This window comes from Tessaracoccus pujii (assembly GCF_055326215.1).
Genome location: NZ_JBUZNP010000002.1, coordinates 251,980 through 272,088, shown reverse-complemented (window position 1 = coordinate 272,088; position 20,109 = coordinate 251,980). Strand labels below are relative to the sequence as shown.

Sequence of the window (20,109 nt, the reverse complement as noted above, 5' to 3'; positions counted from 1 at the left end):
CGGGCGGTAGGCTCGCCCGGTGCGCGATCACAGGGCTGGCCTGAGCTACGGGCTCGCGGCCTACGGGCTGTGGGGCCTCTTCCCGCTGTACTTCCAGTTCTTCGGCCGCTCGGGTCCGTTCGAGGTGGTGGCCCACCGCGCGCTGTGGTCCCTGGGCTTCTGCCTGATCCTGCTGACGGCGCTGCGGCAGTGGGGTCACCTGCGTGCCGTGTTCGCCGACCGGCGGACCGCCGCCTCCCTGGCGCTGGCGGGCGTGCTCATCGTCGTGAACTGGACCACCTACGTGTTCGCGGTGATGACGGAGCGGACGCTGGAGACCGCGCTGGGCTACTTCATCAACCCGCTTGCCGTGGCGGCGCTGGCCATCGTCGTCCTCGGCGAGCGCCTGCGCCGGCTGCAGTGGCTGGCGATGGCGTTCGGCGCGGCCTCCGTGGCGGTGATGGTGGTGGGCTACGGCCAGTTCCCCTGGATCGCCCTGACACTGGCCGGCTCCTTCGGCGTCTACTCGCTGGTCAAGAAACTCGCCGGCCGTTCCGTAGGCGCCCTCCCCGGGCTGGCGATCGAGACAGCCGCGGTGGCGCCGGTGGCCGTGGTCTACCTCGCGGTGCTCACTACGACGGGCGCGTCCACCGCGACGGGCGGGTACGGGGTGCTTCTGGCCACCACAGGCATCGTCACCGCAGTCCCGCTGCTGCTGTTCGCGGCCGCCGCCAGGCGGGTCTCGATGGTCACCATCGCCATCCTGCAGTACCTGGCCCCCATCGGGCAGTTCCTGCTGGGCTGGCTGGTGTTCGACGAGCCGATGCCGGCGGCGCGCTGGGCGGGATTCACTCTGGTGTGGGCGGCGGTGGCGCTCTTCGTCGCCGACGCCCTGCTGCAGACGAGGCCCTGGGGCGCGAAGAAGGGCTGGCGCTAGTGGAAGTAGCGCCAGCCCGACCGGTCAAGCATACACGCCCTCAGCGCTCCAGCCCCCACTCGTGCGCCGGGGCCGCGCGCACGCAGCGCCGGAGCCCGGTTTGCCCTGAGGGCACAACGCAGGGAGACTAACAAGGTGCTACAGGTCAAGGACATCGAGGTGCGCGCGGGCGCGAGGCTGCTGCTGTCACCGGTGTCCTTCCAGGTCATCGCTGGTGACAGGATCGGTCTGGTGGGCCGCAACGGTGCCGGGAAGACCACGCTGACGCGGATCCTCGCGGGCGAATCGTTGCCCGCCGGTGGGGCCGTGACGCGCGCCGGCCAACTGGGCTACCTTCCGCAGGACCCACGCTCGGGGGATCCCGAGCAGATCGCCCGGGACCGGATCCTGGGCGCCCGAGGCTTGGATCAGGTGATCCATCGGATGCGACGCGCCGAGGAGGCGATGGGCAGCCACAGCGAATCCGTCCGCGAGGAGGCCATGGCCGCCTATACCCACGCCGAGGCGGCGCTGATGGCCGCGGGCGGATACGCCGCCGAGGCGGACGCGGCGCGGATCGCCGCCAATCTCGGTCTGGCGGACCGCGTGCTGGGCCAGCCCCTCAAGACGCTGTCCGGCGGGCAGCGCCGACGCATCGAACTGGCGCGCATCCTGTTCTCCGACGCGGAGACCCTGCTCCTCGACGAGCCCACCAACCACCTCGACGCCGATTCCGTGGTCTGGCTGCGCAGCTACCTCCAGGCCTTCCCCGGCGGCCTGATCATCATCTCCCACGACACCGAGCTGCTCGACGCCGTGGTCAACAAGGTCTACCACCTGGACGCCAACCGCGCCGAGCTGGACATCTACTCCATGAACTGGAAGCGCTACCTGCTGCAGCGCGAGACGGACGAGAAGCGACGCAAGCGGGAGCTGGCCAACGCCGAGCGCAAGGCCACCCAGCTGATGGCCCAGGCGGACAAGATGCGCGCCAAGGCCACCAAGGCCGTCGCGGCGCAGAACATGGCGAAGCGGGCCGAGAAGCTCATGGCCGGTGTCGAGGGCGAGCGCCGTGTCGACGCGGTGGCGAAGATCCGCTTCCCGGAGCCGGCCCCGTGCGGCAAGACCCCCCTGCGCGGTCACGACCTCAGCAAGTCCTACGGTTCACTTGAGGTCTTCACGGCCGTCGATCTGGCCATCGACAAGGGCTCCAAGGTGGTCATCCTCGGCCTGAACGGCGCCGGCAAGACCACCATGCTGCGTCTCCTGGCGGGCATGGAGGAGCCCTCGTCTGGCGAGGTGGAGCACGGCCACGGCGCCAAGCTCGGCTACTACGCTCAGGAGCACGAGACGCTCGACGTCAAGCGCAGCGTGCTGGACAACATGAAGAGCGCTTCACCCAACCTCAACGACACCGAGGTGCGCAAGGTCCTGGGTTCGTTCCTGTTCACCGGAGACGACGTGGAGAAGCCGGCCGGAGTGCTGTCCGGCGGCGAGAAGACCAGGCTGGCGCTCGCCATGCTCGTGGTGTCCGCGGCCAACGTGCTCCTGCTCGACGAGCCCACCAACAACCTGGACCCCGCGTCTCGCGGCGAGGTGCTCAACGCCATCCGCACCTACGCGGGTGCGGTGATCCTCGTGACGCACGACCCGGGGGCGGTCGAGGCATTGGAGCCCGACCGGGTTCTCGTCATGCCGGACGGCGTCGAGGACCTGTGGAGCGACGAGTACCAGGAGTTGATCGACCTCGCCTGACGGACGCCCGGAGGCTCCCTCGACGGGCGGAGCTGGCCTGCGAGGGGTTCCGCAGGTTCCTGAGGCTCTGATGTCCTGCGTCAGAACACGCGGCTGACGGTCGCCTCCCACGGCTCCATCACGGCCGAGCGGGCGCCTCCCATCACCGGCACGATCCTGCCGCCGACGTGCGGCCGGGGCCGCTGCCTGGCAGAGGTGTTGCACTCGATGAGGAACACCTCGTCGCCGAGCTTGCGGTAGTAGGCGAAGTAGAACTTGTGGTGCGGATGCACCCACTTCAACGCCCCGATGGTCAGGGCGCGGTGGTTGCGGCGCAGCTGGATCAGCGCCTTGTGCCAGGCATAGACCGAATCCGGGTCCGCCACCTGTTCCTCGGCAGAGAAGCCCTCCTCCGCGTCGGTGCCCACCAGCCACGGCGTACCGTCGCTGAACCCCCCGTCGGGGGTCCACCTCATCGGGACCCGCGAGTGGTCCCGCGAGCCCGCCAGGATCTGAGCCCACGCCTCGTCGTCGGCCATCCCACGGTCCACCAGGGCCTGGTGCCGGTTGATGGACTCCACGTCGCGCAGCTGCCCGACCTCGACGAACGTCTGGTTGATGGCGGCCAGTTCCTGGCCCTGGTAGAGGAAGGGCGTGCCGCGCATGGTCAGCTGGATGGTGGCCAGCATCTTGCCGATGGACGTCCGCACCGCGGGGTCCCTCTCGAGACCCATGCCGAACTTGCTCAGCATCCTGGGGTTGTCGTGGTTGTCCAGGAACACCGCGATCCAGTCGTTGGGCGAGAGGTGCGAATCGTAGGCGCGGTAGAACCTCTTGAGGTAGTAGAGGTGATACCGGTAGGAGTCCCAGCGCACGTGCCCGGGATTGTCGAGCACGTCGAAGTTGAAGATGAGATCCAGCTCGCCGCGGCCGTACCCGCTGAGCAGCCGCCCCAGCTCCATCCCGATGCCGGGCGTCTCACCCACCATCACCCCGATCATGTCCGGGGGCAGCGGGTCGGCGAGGGTGCCGTCAGGGAGCCGACGGCGGGGCGAGGACACCGGCCGCTCCCGCCGGGTGAACCCGTCGCGCCGCAGTCCGCGGAGGAACTCGTGCAGGCGGGGTCCGTAGAAGTAGTGTTCGACGCCGACGAATTCCAGCACCTTCCCGATGAACGGGTGACCGTCCGGCAGGCCCGGTTTCTTGGAGATGTAGTTGATCACGTCCAGGCGGAACCCGTCGATGCCGCGCTGCATCCAGTAGCGCACGATGTCGGCCACCTCGTCGCGGACCTCCTCGTTGTCCCAGTTGAGGTCCACCTGCCCGTCGGCGAACAGGTGCAGCACCCAGCGCTGCGCCTCGGGGATCCACTTCCAGCCCGGCCCGGAGAAGAACGAGGTCCAGTTGTTCGGGGGGGTGTCCGGGTCGCCCTCCACCATGAAGTAGTAGCCGCCGTAGCGACCCTCGGGATCCGCGACCGCCTTCTGGAACCACTCGTGCTCGGCGGAGGTGTGGTTGACCACGAGGTCGAGGATCAGCCGCATGCCGCGCTCGTGGCAGGCCTCGATGAGCTGGTCGACGTCCTCGAGAGTGCCCATCTCCTCGTTGACGTCGCGATAGTCGCTGACGTCGTAGCCCATGTCCTCGTTGGGGGACCTGAAGATGGGGGAGAGCCACACGCAGTCGACGCCGAGGTCCTGGAGGTAGTCCAGCTTGCTGATCACGCCCTGGATGTCGCCCACCCCGTCGCCCGACGCGTCCCGGAAGGATCGGGGATAGATCTGGTAGAACACGGCCTCGCGCCACCACGGGGTGGGGTGTGGGGCGATACCGTGCAGGGGACGGTCACGCTCCGAGTTGACCAGGTCCAGGACTACGTCGAGCATGCCTGGGCCGGTCAGCGGCTCCACGAGCCGCTCGACCCACTTCAGCCGCATCCACTCGATGGTGTAGACCAGGCGCCTCGGCAGCCCGGTCTGCAGCAGGAGCTTGTCGATGATGTCCCGGCCCACCGGGTGGCGGTAGAGCTGGCGGACGGTGTGGCTCTTAGTCAGCAGCCTCGTTGACACGGGCGTTCCTCTCGGACAGGTCATCCACGACGGTGGCGTAGAACTCCTCATGCAGCCGGTACTTCGCGCGGAGGACGACATAGCTCACGATGATCAGGATGAGGGGAAGGACGAGCATCGCGAGGCGCAGGATGGTGAGCCCCTCGCCGGTGACGTCCTCCGGTGTGCGGGCCACGTCGATGCCGGACCAGATGAGCGTGGCGCCGACGACGGCGCTGGCGACGGCGTTGCTCAGCTTGTAGATGAACGGCTGCAGGGAGAACGTGACGGACTCGTTGCGCCGCCCCAGCTTCCACTCGCCGTATTCGACGGAGTCGGCGATGAACATCACCATCAGCAGCTGGATGGCGCCCTGCCCGGCGAACAGCAGCACCCCGGCCACACCCACCAGGAGGAGCGAGGTGCCGGAGACGAGGAAGACGAGGTAGCCGGCCACGCACATGAGCGTGGCGAGCAGGTGGATCCTGGAGCGGCGAAGCACCTTGGACACCAGGGGGAACAGGGCCAGCGCTGCGATCTGGGACACGCCGAGGACGGCCGCGAAGATCGAGTAGGCGCCCTCGTCGAGGAAGTAGTACTTGAAGTAGTACAGCCCGAAGGATGCGGTGGTGAGGTAGCCCGCCATGAACGACACCATGGCCAGCGTCACCCACAGCAGCTGGTCGTTGCCCGCGATGACCGAGAACAGCTCGCGCAGCGGCGTGGTCTCCCGGTGCCCGGCCACACGCTCCCGGGTGAACAGCAGCGTCAGCGTCTGGAACGCCAGCATGACCACGACGAGGCCGACAGCCAGCGCGAACCAGGCAGTTCTGGCGTCGCCGAACACGCTGCTCAGCCAGCCGGTGAGGGGAACCAGCGCCACCACGATGGCGAACAGACCGACGTTGGCGGCTATGCGCGCCACCACGCCGATCTTCTCGCGCTCCTTCTGGTCCTGCGTCAGTGACGGCAACATGGACCAGTAGGAGATGTCGTTGATGGTGTAGGCCACCTCGTAGACCAGGTAGACGGCCGTGAACAGCACCACGTACGCCCAGCCGTCGATGCCGAGATCGGCGAACATCAGCAGGCTGGCCGCCCCCCACAGCACGGCGCCGACGAGGATCCAGGGCTTGAACTTGCCCCACCGGCTGCGGGTGTTGTCCACCACGACGCCCATGACCGGGTCGTTGACGGCGTCGAAGACGCGCATCACCACGAGGATCACGGTGACGGCGGCCAGCTGTGCGCCGGACACGTCGAGCACCTCGGTGAGGTAGAACATGAGGTACAGCGACACCAGCGCCGCGAGCATGTCGCGGCCGAGGGTGCCGAGTCCGAAACCCCAGCGCGTCGCGGTCATGCGAACACAGTAGGACCTGCGCCGGTCATCGGGGGCGGGTGAGGGTGAGGACAGTGACCGCCAGGCGCGTCGACGCCGGGGCGGTGGAAGGGGGCGGGCCGTGGAAGGCGTTGGGTCCCATGGCGATGAGATCCGCCACCTCAGCGGCGGTCAGGTCCAGTGGCGCGGTGAGGGTCTCCGGGCGGTCCATGTCCCAGCCGGGCAGCGACGCCGCGACCGTCTCGGCCTTGTCCGCGGCCACGCCCAGAAGCCCGTAGTGGGCGCGGACGTCGGCGAGGTGGGCGGCTGTGGGGACCGCCACGACGAGGCGCCCGCCGGGTGCGAGGACGCGTTCGAACTCGGACGGGTTGCGGGGGGCGAACACGCAGAGCACGGCGTCGGCGACGCCGTCGCGGAGGGGGAGCCCGGCCCAGGTGTCGGCGACGATCGACATGGCCCTGTGATGGGCCCGCGCGGCGCGTTTCGCGGCCGCCACGGAGACGTCGGTGGCCAGCCCTTCGGCGTCGGGGTGTGCGTCCAGCGCCCGGGCCAGGTAGTGCCCCGTTCCCGCGCCCACCTCGATGATCCGCAGGGCGCCGTCGAGCCGGGCCGCGACGGCGTCGGCGAGGGGCGCGTAGTGGCCGGCGGCGAGGAAGCGGGCGCGGGCGTCGAGCATCCGGGGGGTGTCGGCGTTGGCGGGAGCCGCCCGGCCGAGCAGGTTGGCGTACCCCTGGCGTGCGACGTCGAAGGCGTGGCCGGTGGAGCAGCGCAGCGCTCCGTCGCCGCGGGTGAGCGGCTCCGCGCAGTGCGGGCAGCGCAGCCAGTCGAACCCGCTCACCGGGAGGGGTGCGCCGGGCGTGGGGGCGCGACACCGGGCGGGGACTGCTCCCTCCTCCGGTCGCGGAGGTCTGCTCGGACGAGGACCACCATGCCCACCACGCCGATGACGGTGAACGCGAACCACTGCAGGGCGTAGCTCAGGTGGGGCCCCTCGTTCAGGTCGGGCTCGGCCAGGGTCCGCAGCACGTCCGTCTCCGCGGGCGTCGACTCGATCAGCGCCACGTACCCGTCGACGAGGTCCTCGCCCATCGCGGCGCCGAGGGCGTCGGAACTGATCAGCCGGATCTGGTCCTCGTGCGGCGTCATGGCGCCCTCGTCACCGCGCTCGTTGCGGCGCACGAATCCGGTGACGGTCACCTCGCCCGGCGGCGGGGCCGGGAGCACGCCGTCGGGATAGCCGGGCTGCCGCACGAGGAAGCCCCTGTTGACCAGGAGGAGGTCGCCCTCGTTGGTCCGGAGGACGGCCACCGCCTCGCTGCCGTACGCGCCGTCGAGCGAGCGGTAGCGCACCTGGAACTGTTCCGGCTCGTAGCTGCCCGTGGCGGTGACGCGGTACCACTGGTCCGCGTCGGTGATGGGGCCGGTCATCACCTCGGTGTAGTGAGCGACGGGGAGGTCGCGGTGCGCCTCGACGACCGCGTTGTTCGCGCGCCGCTCGTCGAGGCGCCGCAACTGCCATTGGCCGAGCATGACGAAGACGGTGGCCAGGATCGCGGCGAACACGCCCATCGCGATCCAGCGCCTGACCTGCCTGCTCACTCAGTCCTCCTCAACGGTGCCGCGCACCACGTCTCCGCCGGTGATGGCAGGGTGAGTCACATCCGGCTCGTCGGCCGGGACCACGGGCGGCGGCCTGTGGTCCGCGCTGTTGGCGAACAGCACGGCGAACGCCGGCAGGAGCGCCGCGGCACCCAGGGCCGCCACTTTCCACCATCCCGGAACGACGAGGAACAGCAGGAAGCATGCGGTCCGCACGCCCATGGTGATGAGGTAGCGCCGCTGTCGTTCCTCCAGGTCCAGGGACCGGCCGCGACCCGCGCTGGTGATCAGCGTCGCGTCGCGATCCTTGGCCATGGCCGCCAGCATAGTCCGCGCTCCGCGGCGGCCCCGCCGCAGCGGGGCGGCTTAAGGTAGGTTGCTCCCGTGGCTGAATCAAGAGTCGTCCTCGTCACCGGAGGATCCAAGGGCATCGGCAGAGCGATCGCCGAGGCGTTCCGCGACGCCGGCTACCGTGTCGCGGCAACCTATCGATCGGGCGGCGTCCCAGACGGCGTGCTCGGCGTGACCTGTGACATCACTGACCAGGGGCAGGTGGATCAGGCGTTCGCGCAGGTGGAGGCGGAACTTGGCCCCGTCGAGATCCTCGTCGCCAACGCAGGCGTCACCAGGGACACCCTCCTCATGCGCATGTCCGACGAGGACTGGCAGTCCGTGATCGACACAAACCTCACCGGCACCTTCCGCGTGGTTCGCCGCGCCAGCCGCCCCATGATGCGCGGCCGCTTCGGCCGGATCATCCTCATCTCGTCCGTGGTGGGCCTGCTCGGCTCGCCGGGCCAGATCAACTACTCGTCGTCGAAGTCGGCGCTCGTGGGCATGGCGCGCAGCCTCACCCGCGAGATCGGAACCCGCAACGTCACCACCAACGTGATCGCACCCGGGTTCATCGAGACGGACATGACCGCAGTGCTGCCCGCGGACACCATCGCGGACTACACCAAGCGGATCCCCGCGGGCCGGTTGGGCAGCGTCGACGACGTGGCCCAGGCCGCACTATTCCTGGCCGGCGAGCACGCCGGCTACATCTCCGGCGCCGTCATCCCTGTTGACGGCGGCCTCGGCATGGGTCACTGAGAAAGGACCGTCGATGGGTCTCCTCGAAGGTAAGAACATCCTGGTCACCGGCGTGACCATGCGCACCTCCATCGCCTACGCGGTGGCGGAGATCGCGCAGCGCGAGGGCGCCAGGATCGTGGTCTCAGCGGCCGGGCGCGCCATCGGCCCAGCCCAGCGGGCCATCTCCAAGCTGGACCCGGTGCCGCCGCTCATCGAGCTGGACGTCACGGACCCGGAGCACCTCGCCGCGCTCCCGGGCGTGCTGGCGGAGCACTTCGAGGGCGGCCTCGACGGCATCGTGCACTCGATCGCCTACGCCCACCCGGAGAAGGCCCTGGGAGGCGCGTTCCTCACCACCGACTGGGAGACGGTCGGGGCAGCCCTGCACATCTCCGCCTATTCGCTGCAGTCCCTCACCATGGCCTGCAAGCCGCTGCTGAACCGCGGCGCCAGTGTGGTGGGCCTCACCTTCGACGCCCGGATCAGCTGGCCCACCTACGACTGGATGGGTGTGGCGAAGGCCGCGCTGGAGTCCACCTCGCGCTACCTGGCCCGCTACCTCGGCCCGGACGGCATCCGCTGCAACCTGGTGGCGGCCGGTCCGTTGGACACCGTGGCCAAGAAGGCCATTCCCGGGGCCGGGTCGTTCAACGACACCTGGTCGACGCGTTCGCCGCTGCCCTGGGACACCTCGGACGCCGTCCCGTCGGCCAAGGCCGTCGTCGCGCTCCTCAGCGACTGGTTCCCGGCCACCACCGGCGAGATGATCCACGTCGACGGCGGGCTGCATTCCACCGGAGCCTGACCGCACGCCTGCAGTCGACCGCTGTCAGCGTCCGGTAGGTTGGGGGCATGGCAGCGGTGGCAGAACTTGCGGGTGTGTCGATCAGGCGTGGCGGCGCCACTCTCCTGGACGACGTGAGCCTGGTCATCGGCGAGTCGGACCGCTGGGTCGTCATCGGCCCCAACGGCGCCGGTAAGACCACCCTGCTGCAACTCCTGTCCGCCCAGCTGCATCCCAGCGACGGGATCGTGGGGATCCTCGGGGAGGTGGTGGGCACCGTCGACGTCTTCGAGCTGCGGCCGCGCATCGGCCTGACCTCCTCGGCGCTCGCGGACCGTATCCCCGCGGAAGAGCTCGTGCGCGACGTGGTGCTGTCGGCCGCCTACGCCATCGTCGGACGCTGGCGTGAGGACTACGACGAGTACGACATCACGCAGGCGGACCAGCTGCTCGGCTCGCTCCGGGTGAGCCAGCTGCGGGACCGCACCTTCGGCACCCTCAGCGAGGGGGAGCGCAAGCGCGTGCAGATCGCGCGGGCGCTCATGACGGACCCGGAGCTACTGCTCCTGGACGAACCTGCCGGCGGCCTGGATCTCGCCGGCCGGGAGGCGCTGGTCGACACGCTCTCGGACCTGTGCCAGGACCCCGACTCCCCGGCCACGGTCCTGGTGACCCACCACGTGGAGGAGATCCCAGAGGGCATCACCCACTGTCTCCTGATGCGCGACGGCCGCGTGGTCGCCGACGGCCCGCTGCGCAGCACCCTCACCGACGAGAACCTCAGCCGCACGTTCGACATGCCCCTGCAGGTCACCCACGACGGCGTGCGCTGGAGCGCGAGGAGCCGTCGGTGAACGAGTTCCTCGACTGGGTCCGCGCCAACCTCTGGGCCGGCTGGGGGATCCTCGCGGCGCTGCTCGCCACCGCCGAGCTGCTCACCATGGACCTGACGCTCCTCATGCTGGCCTCGGGGGCCCTCGCAGGTGGGGTGACCGCCCTGATCATCCCGGGGCTCGTCTGGCTCCAGGTCCTCGTCGCGCTCACCACCGCCGTGCTGACGCTGTTCCTGCTACGTCCCACGCTGCTGGAGCGCGTCCGAAGGGCACCCGGGTACCGCTCGTCGCTGGACAAGCTGGTGGGTGCCTCGGGCCGCGCGCTCGGCGAGATCACCGGCAGGAGCGGCGAGGTCAAGGTGGAGGGCCAGATCTGGGAGGCCCGCTCGTTCGACCCGTCGGTGGTCATCGATGCCGGCGAGGAGATCGAGGTCTACGGTCTCGATGGCATCACCCTGATCGTCTATCCCGCACGTCGACAACTCGACAGCTAGGAGAAAGCAATGCCCGACATCACTGTCTGGGTGCTCGTCGCCCTGGCCATCCTCATCGTCATGATGCTGGCCGCCACCCTCAAGATCATCCGCCAGCAGCAGGTCGCGCTGGTGGAGCGCCTCGGCAAGTTCCGCAAGGCGCTGGAACCCGGCCCGCACCTGGTGGTGCCGTTCTTCGACCAGGTCCGCTACACGCTGGACATGCGCGAGCAGGTGGTCCCGTTCCCGCCGCAGGGGGTCATCACCGAGGACAACCTCATGGTGAGCATCGACTCGGTCATCTACTTCCAGATCGTGGACCCGGTGCGTGCCGCCTACGAGGCGCAGAACTACCGCGCCGCCATCGAGCAGCTCACCATGACCACGTTGCGCAACATCATCGGGGGCATGGACCTGGAGGCAGCGTTGACCTCCCGCGAGGAGATCAACCAGCGGCTCCGCATGGTCCTGGACGAGGCCACCGGCAAGTGGGGCATCAAGGTCAACCGGGTGGAGCTGCGCGCCATCGAGCCGCCGCCCACCATCCGCGACGCCATGGAGAAGGGCGCCCGCGCCGAGCGCGACAAGCGGGCATCGATCCTCATCGCCGAAGGCCAGCGCCAGTCCCAGATCCTCTCGGCCGGGGGTGACCGCGAGGCCGCCATCCTGCGCGCCCAAGGCGACAGGGAGGCCGCCGTGCTGCGCGCCCAGGCGGACAGGCAGGCGCAGATGCTGCGCTCCGAGGGCGAGGCCCAGGCCATCACCCGCGTGTTCAACGCCATCCACGCCGCCGAGCCGGACCAGGCGCTGCTCGCCTACCAGTACATGCAGATGCTGCCGAAGTTGGCCTCCGGGGATTCGAACAAGGTATGGATCATCCCGAGCGAACTCAACGATGCGCTCAAGGGCCTCGGCCAGGTGACCGACGCGCAGGGCATCCGCGAGTACGTGTCCCAGGCGGCGCAGAAGTTCGAGGCGCCAGCCATGGTGGACGTGCAGGCGGAGATCGAGGCTCAGGCCGAGCGAGACCGGCAGCGGTCGTCGGAGACGGTCGAGCAGGCCATCGCCGACGCCCAGGCGCTGGATGCGGGCCGAGCGGCGTCGCGCCGGGCCCATCGGGCCAGCCAGTCGATCTCCAGGTCACGCGCCAGGGAGGAGCAGCGCCAGCTGTCCGCCGGCGAGCATCTGCTGGAGGACCACGTCGACGAGCCGGCGCCGGTCAGCGATGAGGGCGAGGGCCAGCCTCACCCGTTCGGGCCCCCGGCCTGACCTTCGCGCAGTCTCGTGGCCAGCACCGAGCTGGCCAGGAGCTGTGCCTGGTGGAAGAGCATCAGGGGGATCACCAGTACGCCGACGGTGGCCCCGGGAAACAGGACGCTGGCCATGGGGACCCCCGTGGCCAGCGACTTCTTGGTGCCGCAGAACATCAGGGCGATCCGATCCTCGCGCGGGAAGCCCAGCCACCCGCCCAACGCCCACGTGAACCAGAACATGAGGGCCAGGAGGGCCAGTGCCAGGGGGATCAGCAGCGCGAGGTCCCGCCATCCGATCTCGCGCCACACGCCGGAGACGCGCAGCTCGGAGAAGGCGCCGTAGACGATGAGCATGATCACTGCCTGATCCAGGAGCTTGAGCCGCTTCCGGTGCGTCGCCATGAAGCCGGCGGTCACCACCCTGGACAGCTGCCCGAGGACGAAGGGCAGCAGGAGCTGCAGCACCACGCCCCACACCTGCTCGAAGCCGATGGATCCGCCGCTGGCCGTCGGGATGAAGGCCATCGCCAGCAGCGGGGTGATCACCACGCCCAGCACGTTCGACGCGGTGGCCGACACCATCGCCGCCGCCACGTTCCCGCCGGCCAGGGAGGTGAAGGTGATCGACGACTGCACCGTCGACGGCACCAGGCACAGGAAGATCAGCCCCACCCGGATGGGCGCCGACAGCACCGAGTCCGGAATCGCGAGGACGGGGAGGGCGAGCACGGGAAACACCACGAACGTGGTGCTGAGGATGGCCAGGTGGAGTTTCCAGTTCCTGATCCCGGAGCGGGTCTCCGCCGCGGAGAGGCGTGCGCCGTAGCCGAAGAACAGCACGAAGATGCCGACGCGCGTCACCACGTCGAGGACCTCGGCGGGGCGGCCGCTGACCGGCAGGAGCAGGCCCAGCGCGAGCGTGGCGAGAATGATGACCAGGATCGGGTCGACCTTCAGTTTCACTGGTGCGCCTCCAGCCGGGCGGGCAGGACCCCGCGCACGGCGTTGGTGACGACGATGGCGTCGGCGCGGCGAAGCTCGGCCACCGTCAGGGGGTGTTCGTGGACGGCCGCGGCGCCGAGGAGTCCTGGATCGGCCAGGACGGCGGCCCGCTGCACGCCGTCGAGCACCCCGAGGTCGAGCGGCGGCGTGACCCAGCGCCCGTCCAGGTGCGCGAACACCGAGGTGCGGCCGCCCTCCAGCACACGACCGGCGTCGTCGAACCCGATGGTGTCGAATGCGCCCACCGCGTCGGCGTCACTGATGGCCTCGTCGTACAGCGCGCGGGCGGACGTCTTGTGCCGGGCCAGAGGGCCCGGGACCCAGGGGTGGTCGGCCAGCCGGACGAGCACGTCCGAGACGACGTCATCCAGGGACGTGCGCGCAACGCTGAAGGAGCCGTCGGGCGACACGTCGACGGCGACGCGCCACCGGCCGGCGGGGGTGGCGCGGACGGCCTCGTCGATCACGCCACCGACGGCCGCGAAACCCAGCTCGCGGGCGGAGGCGCTCAGTCGAGCCTGGTGGCGCTGACCGAGCGTCGCGGTGTGGTCGACGACCCGCAGGGTCTCCTTGAGGGTGACGGTGGGCTCGAGTGTCGCGACGAAGGCTGCCTTCGCGAGGCATTCGGCCCACTCCGCGTCGGCGGTGCTGTCGGCCACCACGCCCGAGCCGATACCGAGCCGGACCGCCCCCTCGGCGTCGATCTCGAGCGTGCGGATGGCGATGCTGAGGTGCATCCGCCAGCCGAGGTCGTCGTCGGAGGGCTCCAGGAGTCCGAGGCTGCCGGTGTACAGGCCGCGACCCTCGCGCTCCACATTCCGGATCAGCCGCATGCTCGCCAGCTTGGGCGCCCCGGTGATCGACCCGCACGGGAAGGTCGCCGCGAGGAGGCCTGACGGCGTGGTGCCCGGGACCAGCCGCCCGCTGACGGTGCTGGTCATCTGCCACAGGCCACCCACGCGCTCCACCTCGAACAGCCGCGACACTCCGACGGTGCCCGGCACCGCCACGCGGCTGAGGTCGTTGCGGAGCAGGTCGACGATCATGAGGTTCTCGGCGCGGTTCTTGGGGTCGTCGCGCAGGGCTGAGGCGTCGGTGGCGGCGGGGGCGGTGCCCTTCATCGGCCGCGCCACGGCCGTGCCGCCCTCGACGTGCATGAACAGCTCCGGGGAGAGGCTCAGCGTCCAGGGCGCGGCGGGGGGCGGCAGGTGCGCCAACACCCGGTAGGCCACGGGCTGGCGCTCGCGCAGCCGGGCGTAGAGGGCCTCGGGGGAACCGACGAGGCGGCCGGTCACCCGGTGGGTGTAGTTGGCCTGGTAGCTGGTGCCGGCCGCGATGGCCTCCTGCACGTCGGCCACCCGGGCCGAGAAGTGGGCGAAGTCGACGTCGTGGGCCACGTCGGCGAGCCAGGCGTGCGCATCCGCGGGCAGGACGGCGAGGGGGTCGGCGGCGGCGCGGTCGGTGAACCAGTACAGGGCGCCGTGCCCCTCGTCGCGCAGGCCTGCGATCGCCTCGCCGAACTCGTAGGGCAGCCAGGCGAAGCAGTGCAGGCCCTCGGCCCATCCGGTGGCCAGCGCGGCGTCCACGGTGCCGAGGGTGACAGGTGTGACGCGCCGCAACCCCGTCAGCAGGGTCGCGCTGCCACGACGGGCGTCGTCGAGCAGCACGAACGGGTCCATGGCCGCAAGGCTATCCCGATCGTCCGCAGGGCGGTCCGGCGGTATCGTCGGTGCGTGCTGATCGACGTCACCGACCCCTCAGATCCGCGGCTGGCGGACTTCGTCGGACTCCGGGACGCGCAGTTGCGCCGCGGCGACGGCGCACGTTTCATCGCCGAGGGCGTCAAGATCATCGAGCGGGCCTTCGCTGCCGGGTGTGCGCCCCGGTCGCTCCTGCTGCAACCGCGGTGGCTGTCCGGGGTGCGGCACCTCCTCGACGACTGGCCGGACACGCCGGTGTACGTGGCCACGGAGGCGCTGATCGAGCGCGTCAGCGGCTTCCACGTCCACCGCGGCGCGCTGGGCTCGTTCGGCCGGCCGGCGGAGGCGTCGTGGGACTCGATCGCCGGGGCCGGCCGCGTGATCGTGTGTGAGGAGATCGTCGACCACGCCAACATCGGGGCGATCGTGCGCGTGGCGGCGGGCCTGGGGTGGGACGCGGTGCTCGTCTCACCCGGCAGCGCCGACCCGCTCTACCGCCGCGCCATCAAGGCCTCCATGGGGGCGTCGCTGACGTTACCGTGGCGACGGATGTCCTCGGACGAGGACCTGGACCGGCTCCGCGCGGCCGGATTCGCCCTCGTGGCCTCCACCCTCTCGCCCGGCGCCGTCGATCTCGCCTCCTTCGATGCGCCGGAGCGGGTGGCCCTGCTTCTGGGTACCGAGGGTCGCGGCCTGAGCGCCGCGTGGCTGTCGGCGGCGGACCACCACGTCACCATCCCTATGACCCCGGCCGTGGACTCGCTCAACGTGGCGACCGCCGCCGCGATCCTGGCCTATCGGCTGGCCCCGTGACACACTGCGACGATGGAGCGCATCGTCAGGCGGTGCGTGGCTGTCGTCCTGATGGTCACGCTGTCGGGCTGCGCTGAACCAGGGTTCCCCCGTGACCCTGACGGGACGCTCGAGCGGGCGCGCGGCGGGCCGCTGCTGGTGGGGGTCTCCGATCACCCACCGTTCACCGAGGTGTCCGACGACGGAAGGGTGGGCGGGGACGAGGCCGAGATCATCGAGGCCTACGCCGACAGCATCGGAGCCACCGTCGAGTGGCGCGAGGGGGCCGAGAGCGAGCTGATGGAGTTGGTGAAGCTCGGGCAGCTGGACCTCGTCATCGGGGGCCTGGCATCCGACTCGCCGTGGTCCACCCACGCCGCCTTCACCCGCCCGCACACGAGAACGATCGGATCCGACGGCAAGGCGGAGAAGCTCGTGTTCGCCGTCAGGATGGGGGAGAATGCGCTGTTGACCAACCTGGAGCGTTTCCTCATCGCGGAGGGGCACCAGGCATGACCAGCGTGACGCCGTCGGCCCTGCCCCCCGAACAGTCCGCCCTGCTGCACAAGGCGATCCGACTGGAGTGGATCTCCCTGGTGGTGATGGGGGTCATCATCGCGGCGGTCGGGATGGTGGCGGGTCAGTCGCAGGCCATGCGCACCGCCTTCGTGGAGGATTCGCTCGCACTGCTCCCGCCGATCGCGTTCCTCATCGGAGTGCGACGCGCCGCACGGCCACGCAGCCCCGAGCATCCCTACGGGCATCATCGGGCGATCGCCGCCGGGCACCTGGTCTCGGCTGTCGCGCTGCTGACCTTCGGGCTCTCGCTGCTCTACAACGGCGCATCCGGCCTCGTCACGGGGGCGCGGCCTCCCGTCGGTGCCGTCATGCTGCTGGGCCAGACCCTCTGGTCCGGCTGGCTGATGATCGTCGTCATGACGCTGAGCGCCATCCCGCCCGTGATCCTCGGACGGATGAAGCTGAAGCTGGCCGAGAAGCTGCACGACAAGGTGCTCGCCGCGGACGCGGACATGCTGAAGGCAGACTGGCAGACGGGACTTGCCACCGTCGCCGGTGTGGTGGGCATCGGGTTCGGGTTGTGGTGGGCGGACTCGCTGGCCGCGGTCCTCGTCTCGACCAGCATCGTCAAGGACGGCGTCACCAACCTCCGTGGCGCCGTCGCCGCCCTCCTCGACGCGAGGGCGACGCCGATCGAATCCCAGGACCCGCACCCGGTGATCGCGAAGCTGCGCGAGGCCGCGCTGCGCACCGACTGGGTGGCCGAGGCGGCCGTGCGGACCCGGGACATGGGCCACGTGTTCCACAGCGAGGTCTTCGTCGTCCCTGTCGAGGGGGCGTCCCTCTCGGTCGGTCGGGTCGAGGAACTGCGCCAACGGTGCTGCGACGTGGACTGGAAGGCGATCGACACTGTGGTGGTGGTCACCGACGAGATCCCCCACGGGCTGTCCGCGCTGGATCGCACCCCGTCCTGAGGAGACGCGCCGGGCCGGCCCCCCGGAGGAGGACCGGCCCGGCGATGCCTGCGGATCAGGGCCGGCCGAGGCCCTTGCCGGGCTTGGGTTCGGTCAGGTCGAGTCCCACGAGGACCGGGTCGTGGTCGGAGGATCGGTAGGGGTCGGCGGCCCACAGCTGCTCCTCGAGGGGCTGCTTGAAGGTCATGTCGTAGTCGAACAGGTCCGACTCGTCGGCGTTGATGTGCCAGGCCGCGGTGCCCGTGACCATCGCCGAGAGGGCGGCGTTGGACAACGCGTAGTCGAGGTAGCCGACCATGCCGTCGAAGACGTAGGTGTAGGCGCCCGCGCCCTCGTACTGCTTGAGCAGGTCGGTGTAGCCGGCGTCGACGAACGCGTCGATCGGGGCCTCGTGGTCGTAGCTGTTGAGGTCGCCGATCACCAGGGTCCGTGCCTCGCCCACGCCGGTGGGGTCGGCGGCGAGCCACTCGGTCATCCGCTCCACCGCGCCCAGGCGCGTGAGGTTGCAGTTGCCGGAGCCGTCGCCGGTGTCGGGATCGCCGACGGCGTTGCAGTTGGAGCCCTTCGACTTGAGGTGGTTGACCGCGACATTGACCTTCTCCGGGGACCGCACCTGCTTGAAGGTCTGCACGATGGTGGGTCGGTTGAGGTCGTCACCGTAGTCCAGCGCGGCCCATTCGCCGACGGGCTGGACCGTCGAAGGCTTGTAGATGAGGGCCTGGATGATGGCGTCCGTGCCCACGACGCCGGTGTTGACGGCACGGTAGGTGTCGGCGCCGAGGTGGGCGTTGAGGGCGGTGACGAGGTTCTCCACGGCGGTGCCGTTGTTCTCGATCTCCATGAGCCCCACGACGTCGGCGTCCATCTCCGCGAGCGCGGCCACGATCTTGGCCTGCTGGCGCTCGAACTCCTCCACGGTGTCCGCGCCGCGGGCGCTGCTGTCTTCAGACCTCAGAGTCGTGAAGTAGTTGAGCACGTTCATGGACGCGACGGTGATGTCGCCGCCCACCTCGGGCACCTCCGGGCGCGGGTTGGCGGCCGTGTGATCGGCCCCCTGCGTCGGCTGGATCTTCCATGCGCCGAAGTTGTAGCTGAGGACGCCGGTGATGTTGCCCACCACGTCGCCACCGCGGAAGTAGTTCCCGGCCGAGAACTCCTCGCCGTTGGGGTGGATGGCAGGGGTCGGATTCTGGGACGTGCGCCCGTCGTCGACGGTGATCCGGTTGGCCAGGTTCACGGCCCGCAGGTTACTCGCGGCGTTTCCCGGCTCGACGACTGCGGTGGGGGTGTGCTGGCGGGACGTGCCGTAGACGATCTCGCCGAAGCGGTCGTAGTTGAAGTACTCGATGATGGTGAGCTCATCGGGGAAGGTGACCAGCATCGACTCACGGCTCTCCGGGGCGGTGAGTGGTAGGCCGAGCTCGAGCGGTGTGACGGTCCTGCCGGTGGCGATGGTCTCGAGGGTGCCCTGCCGGATCTGGGTCTGGCCGTTGAATTCGCTCACCCCACCGGTGACGCGGACCTCGGTGCCGACGGGGACGGTGTCGGCGCCGGGGGCGTAGACGAAGAGGCCGTCGCTGGTGGTGTCGTCGTCGTCGCCGTCGTCCTGGATGAAGTAGCCGTTGAATCCGCCGGTCTGGAAGTTGCCCGTCACCACACCCTCGACGGTCACCTCCGTGCCCGCGTAGGGCGAGGTGTTCGTCGATCCCTGCACGGCGCCGATCTTCAGCACCTCAGGTGCCGGAGGCTCGGCGGGGGGCGTGGCGCCCCCGCAGCCGAATGTGCCGAGAATCGAGAGATCATCCTGGGCGTACGCGACCCACTGGGCCGTGGGGTCGAACGCGTCCGACGGCACTGTGTCGACGACACACGCGCTGCGCTTCAGGGAGCGGTTGGCCGTGGAGAGGTCGCCGCTGATCCATGCTGTTCCCGGATCGTTGCCCGTCTGTCCGAAGGAGTCGACGACTGCGCCGTCCTTGACCAGCTGGATCGCGTCGTCGCCGTTCCAGAGTCCGCTGGCGGTCTGGTCTGCCAGTGCGAGAAGCACCTCGGACGCGGCGCTGTCCACGAGGTGGCGGTAGCCTCCCGGCTCGAGCGTGCCGGTCATCGACCAGGTGTAGTTCGGCGTCGTGCGGCCGTTGGAGAACAGCAGGACCTGGTAGCCGGCCAGGGCGACGGGTGAGCCCGTGGGGTTGTAGATCTCCAGCGCCTTGTTCGAGCTGCTGCCCTCGATGTAGGCGCTGATCATCAACGTGTCGGGCGTGTCGGCGGTGGCCGGCTGCGGCGCCGCGGCCAGCAGGCCGGTGGCCAGCGCCGTGGCGGCGCCGATGGCCGTGAGGCGGGTTCTCATATGCATGGGCGTCTCTCTCGTCGTCGAAGCAACTTCTCGAGAGACTAGGCGACCCATCTGAACCTGAGTAGGCCCTTTGGTGAACGTCAGGTGAACCAGCTCACGGTGGTGGCGTTACTCCGCCGCGACGGGAGTGGCGTGTGGGGCCTTCGGTGAGACCGGCCAGTCGTCCGGGTAGCGCCACGCCAATTCCGCCACCTTCGCGTCGAGTTGGCGGCGTGCGCGCGCCGACAGCCTGTCGCCGAACACGGTTCCGTTGAGGTGGTCCGTCTCGTGCTGGAGGCAGCGGGCCAGGAGGCCGGTGCCCTGCACCTCGATCTGGCGTCCCCACGGGTCCTGCCCCACGCAGCGCGCCTTGTCCGGCCTGGCCAGCTGGGCGTAGCCCCCCGGGAACGACAGGCAGCCCTCATCGGCCGCCTCGAGCTGCCGGTCGACGCCCTCCGGGACGGTGATCACGGGGTTGCAGACCACCCCCACCTGGACCACGTCGTCGGCATCCGGGCACTGGTAGATGAACACCGAGAGACCGACGCCCACCTGCGTGGCGGCCAGGCCGACGCCGTCGGAGGCGCGCATGGTGGCGAACATGTCACGGATGAGGGTGTGCAACTCCTCACCGAACTCGGTCACCGGTGCGGTCTTCTCGTGCATGACCGGTTCGCCCCACCGCGTCATCGGCCGCACGGAGCCGCCCTGGGTGAGATCGTCCTGCGCCATGTTTCCTCCACTTGTCG

Annotated in this window: 19 protein-coding genes; 10 read left to right on the top strand and 9 right to left on the bottom strand. The window is 69.8% G+C overall.

Features of this window, described 5'->3' with window-relative positions; all coding sequences use genetic code 11:
* The first annotated feature begins 19 nt into the window (after positions 1 to 19).
* Positions 20 to 916, top strand: coding sequence for an EamA family transporter RarD (gene rarD, locus ACZK5N_RS03320; protein ID WP_459020067.1), 897 nt, complete (start codon positions 20 to 22; stop codon positions 914 to 916).
* A 135-nt stretch (positions 917 to 1,051) separates the two neighbouring features.
* Entirely contained in the window at positions 1,052 to 2,650 is a 1,599-nt protein-coding gene (locus tag ACZK5N_RS03315) for an ABC-F family ATP-binding cassette domain-containing protein (protein WP_459020066.1), read from the top strand.
* 80 nt (positions 2,651 to 2,730) lie between these two features.
* Here the strand turns inward: ACZK5N_RS03315 and ACZK5N_RS03310 are convergent, their stop codons facing one another.
* Genes ACZK5N_RS03310 through ACZK5N_RS03290 form a run of 5 tightly spaced genes read right to left on the bottom strand, consistent with a single transcriptional unit; the run spans position 2,731 to position 7,933 of the window.
* Complete coding sequence (locus tag ACZK5N_RS03310) at positions 2,731 to 4,698, bottom strand: alpha-glucosidase (protein WP_459020065.1); 1,968 nt, start codon at positions 4,696 to 4,698, stop codon at positions 2,731 to 2,733.
* Positions 4,676 to 6,040, bottom strand: a complete 1,365-nt coding sequence (locus tag ACZK5N_RS03305) for a glycoside-pentoside-hexuronide (GPH):cation symporter (RefSeq protein ID WP_459020064.1) — start codon at positions 6,038 to 6,040, stop codon at positions 4,676 to 4,678. The genes ACZK5N_RS03310 and ACZK5N_RS03305 overlap by 23 nt, the downstream gene beginning before the upstream one ends.
* Before the next feature lie 25 nt (positions 6,041 to 6,065).
* Positions 6,066 to 6,857, bottom strand: coding sequence for a putative RNA methyltransferase (locus tag ACZK5N_RS03300; protein ID WP_459020063.1), 792 nt, complete (start codon positions 6,855 to 6,857; stop codon positions 6,066 to 6,068).
* The gene (locus ACZK5N_RS03295) at positions 6,854 to 7,618 is read right to left on the bottom strand and encodes an SURF1 family cytochrome oxidase biogenesis protein (protein WP_459020062.1); all 765 of its coding nucleotides are present in this window, start codon (positions 7,616 to 7,618) and stop codon (positions 6,854 to 6,856) included. Before ACZK5N_RS03295 ends, ACZK5N_RS03300 begins: the two co-directional genes overlap by 4 nt.
* Positions 7,619 to 7,933: a DUF3099 domain-containing protein gene (locus ACZK5N_RS03290; RefSeq protein WP_459020061.1), complete on the bottom strand. Its 315-nt coding sequence runs from the start codon at positions 7,931 to 7,933 to the stop codon at positions 7,619 to 7,621. It abuts the gene before it with no gap.
* Positions 7,934 to 8,002: 69 nt separating this feature from the next.
* Here ACZK5N_RS03290 and ACZK5N_RS03285 point away from each other — a divergent pair, with 69 nt between their 5' ends.
* Genes ACZK5N_RS03285 through ACZK5N_RS03265 form a run of 5 tightly spaced genes read left to right on the top strand, consistent with a single transcriptional unit; the run spans position 8,003 to position 12,054 of the window.
* The gene (locus ACZK5N_RS03285) at positions 8,003 to 8,713 is read left to right on the top strand and encodes a beta-ketoacyl-ACP reductase (protein WP_459020060.1); all 711 of its coding nucleotides are present in this window, start codon (positions 8,003 to 8,005) and stop codon (positions 8,711 to 8,713) included.
* Positions 8,714 to 8,726: 13 nt separating this feature from the next.
* Positions 8,727 to 9,500 carry an enoyl-ACP reductase FabI gene (fabI, locus tag ACZK5N_RS03280; protein ID WP_459020059.1) on the top strand — a complete coding sequence of 258 codons (774 nt, stop codon included), beginning with the start codon at positions 8,727 to 8,729 and terminating at the stop codon, positions 9,498 to 9,500.
* 47 nt (positions 9,501 to 9,547) lie between these two features.
* The gene (locus ACZK5N_RS03275) at positions 9,548 to 10,333 is read left to right on the top strand and encodes an ABC transporter ATP-binding protein (RefSeq protein WP_459020058.1); all 786 of its coding nucleotides are present in this window, start codon (positions 9,548 to 9,550) and stop codon (positions 10,331 to 10,333) included.
* Positions 10,330 to 10,806, top strand: coding sequence for an NfeD family protein (locus tag ACZK5N_RS03270; protein ID WP_459020057.1), 477 nt, complete (start codon positions 10,330 to 10,332; stop codon positions 10,804 to 10,806). Before ACZK5N_RS03275 ends, ACZK5N_RS03270 begins: the two co-directional genes overlap by 4 nt.
* A gap of 60 nt (positions 10,807 to 10,866) precedes the next feature.
* Positions 10,867 to 12,054 (top strand): SPFH domain-containing protein, encoded by a 1,188-nt coding sequence (locus ACZK5N_RS03265; protein WP_459020405.1) that lies wholly within the window; start codon positions 10,867 to 10,869, stop codon positions 12,052 to 12,054.
* Here the strand turns inward: ACZK5N_RS03265 and ACZK5N_RS03260 are convergent.
* Positions 12,030 to 13,001, bottom strand: a complete 972-nt coding sequence (locus ACZK5N_RS03260; RefSeq protein WP_459020056.1) for a bile acid:sodium symporter family protein — start codon at positions 12,999 to 13,001, stop codon at positions 12,030 to 12,032. The genes ACZK5N_RS03265 and ACZK5N_RS03260 overlap by 25 nt on opposite strands.
* Positions 12,998 to 14,719 carry a chorismate-binding protein gene (locus ACZK5N_RS03255; protein WP_459020055.1) on the bottom strand — a complete coding sequence of 574 codons (1,722 nt, stop codon included), beginning with the start codon at positions 14,717 to 14,719 and terminating at the stop codon, positions 12,998 to 13,000. Before ACZK5N_RS03255 ends, ACZK5N_RS03260 begins: the two co-directional genes overlap by 4 nt.
* Before the next feature lie 54 nt (positions 14,720 to 14,773).
* Here ACZK5N_RS03255 and ACZK5N_RS03250 point away from each other — a divergent pair, with 54 nt between their 5' ends.
* The 3 genes from ACZK5N_RS03250 to ACZK5N_RS03240 are packed head-to-tail and all read left to right on the top strand — an operon-like array spanning position 14,774 to position 17,025.
* Positions 14,774 to 15,553: a TrmH family RNA methyltransferase gene (locus tag ACZK5N_RS03250; RefSeq protein WP_459020054.1), complete on the top strand. Its 780-nt coding sequence runs from the start codon at positions 14,774 to 14,776 to the stop codon at positions 15,551 to 15,553.
* Between the two features lie 12 nt (positions 15,554 to 15,565).
* Entirely contained in the window at positions 15,566 to 16,048 is a 483-nt protein-coding gene (locus ACZK5N_RS03245) for a transporter substrate-binding domain-containing protein (protein WP_459020053.1), read from the top strand.
* Positions 16,045 to 17,025, top strand: coding sequence for a cation diffusion facilitator family transporter (locus ACZK5N_RS03240; protein WP_459020052.1), 981 nt, complete (start codon positions 16,045 to 16,047; stop codon positions 17,023 to 17,025). The genes ACZK5N_RS03245 and ACZK5N_RS03240 overlap by 4 nt, the downstream gene beginning before the upstream one ends.
* Before the next feature lie 55 nt (positions 17,026 to 17,080).
* Here the strand turns inward: ACZK5N_RS03240 and ACZK5N_RS03235 are convergent, their stop codons facing one another.
* Together ACZK5N_RS03235 and def are read right to left on the bottom strand one after the other, a co-directional pair.
* Positions 17,081 to 19,381, bottom strand: coding sequence for an ExeM/NucH family extracellular endonuclease (locus ACZK5N_RS03235; RefSeq protein ID WP_459020051.1), 2,301 nt, complete (start codon positions 19,379 to 19,381; stop codon positions 17,081 to 17,083).
* 108 nt (positions 19,382 to 19,489) lie between these two features.
* Positions 19,490 to 20,092 (bottom strand): peptide deformylase, encoded by a 603-nt coding sequence (gene def / locus ACZK5N_RS03230; protein ID WP_459020050.1) that lies wholly within the window; start codon positions 20,090 to 20,092, stop codon positions 19,490 to 19,492.
* Positions 20,093 to 20,109 lie beyond the last annotated feature (17 nt).

Bases quoted from the DNA above. Each gene is read 5' to 3' on its own strand.
- ACZK5N_RS03255 (WP_459020055.1), bottom strand. From the start codon at position 14,719: ATGGACCCGTTCGTGCTGCTCGACGACGCCCGTCGTGGCAGCGCGACC.
- ACZK5N_RS03235 (WP_459020051.1), bottom strand. From the start codon at position 19,381: ATGCATATGAGAACCCGCCTCACGGCCATCGGCGCCGCCACGGCGCTG.
- ACZK5N_RS03245 (WP_459020053.1), top strand. From the start codon at position 15,566: ATGGAGCGCATCGTCAGGCGGTGCGTGGCTGTCGTCCTGATGGTCACG.
- ACZK5N_RS03240 (WP_459020052.1), top strand. From the start codon at position 16,045: ATGACCAGCGTGACGCCGTCGGCCCTGCCCCCCGAACAGTCCGCCCTG.
- def (WP_459020050.1), bottom strand. From the start codon at position 20,092: ATGGCGCAGGACGATCTCACCCAGGGCGGCTCCGTGCGGCCGATGACG.
- ACZK5N_RS03305 (WP_459020064.1), bottom strand. From the start codon at position 6,040: ATGACCGCGACGCGCTGGGGTTTCGGACTCGGCACCCTCGGCCGCGAC.
- ACZK5N_RS03275 (WP_459020058.1), top strand. From the start codon at position 9,548: ATGGCAGCGGTGGCAGAACTTGCGGGTGTGTCGATCAGGCGTGGCGGC.
- ACZK5N_RS03290 (WP_459020061.1), bottom strand. From the start codon at position 7,933: ATGGCCAAGGATCGCGACGCGACGCTGATCACCAGCGCGGGTCGCGGC.
- fabI (WP_459020059.1), top strand. From the start codon at position 8,727: ATGGGTCTCCTCGAAGGTAAGAACATCCTGGTCACCGGCGTGACCATG.
- ACZK5N_RS03265 (WP_459020405.1), top strand. From the start codon at position 10,867: ATGATGCTGGCCGCCACCCTCAAGATCATCCGCCAGCAGCAGGTCGCG.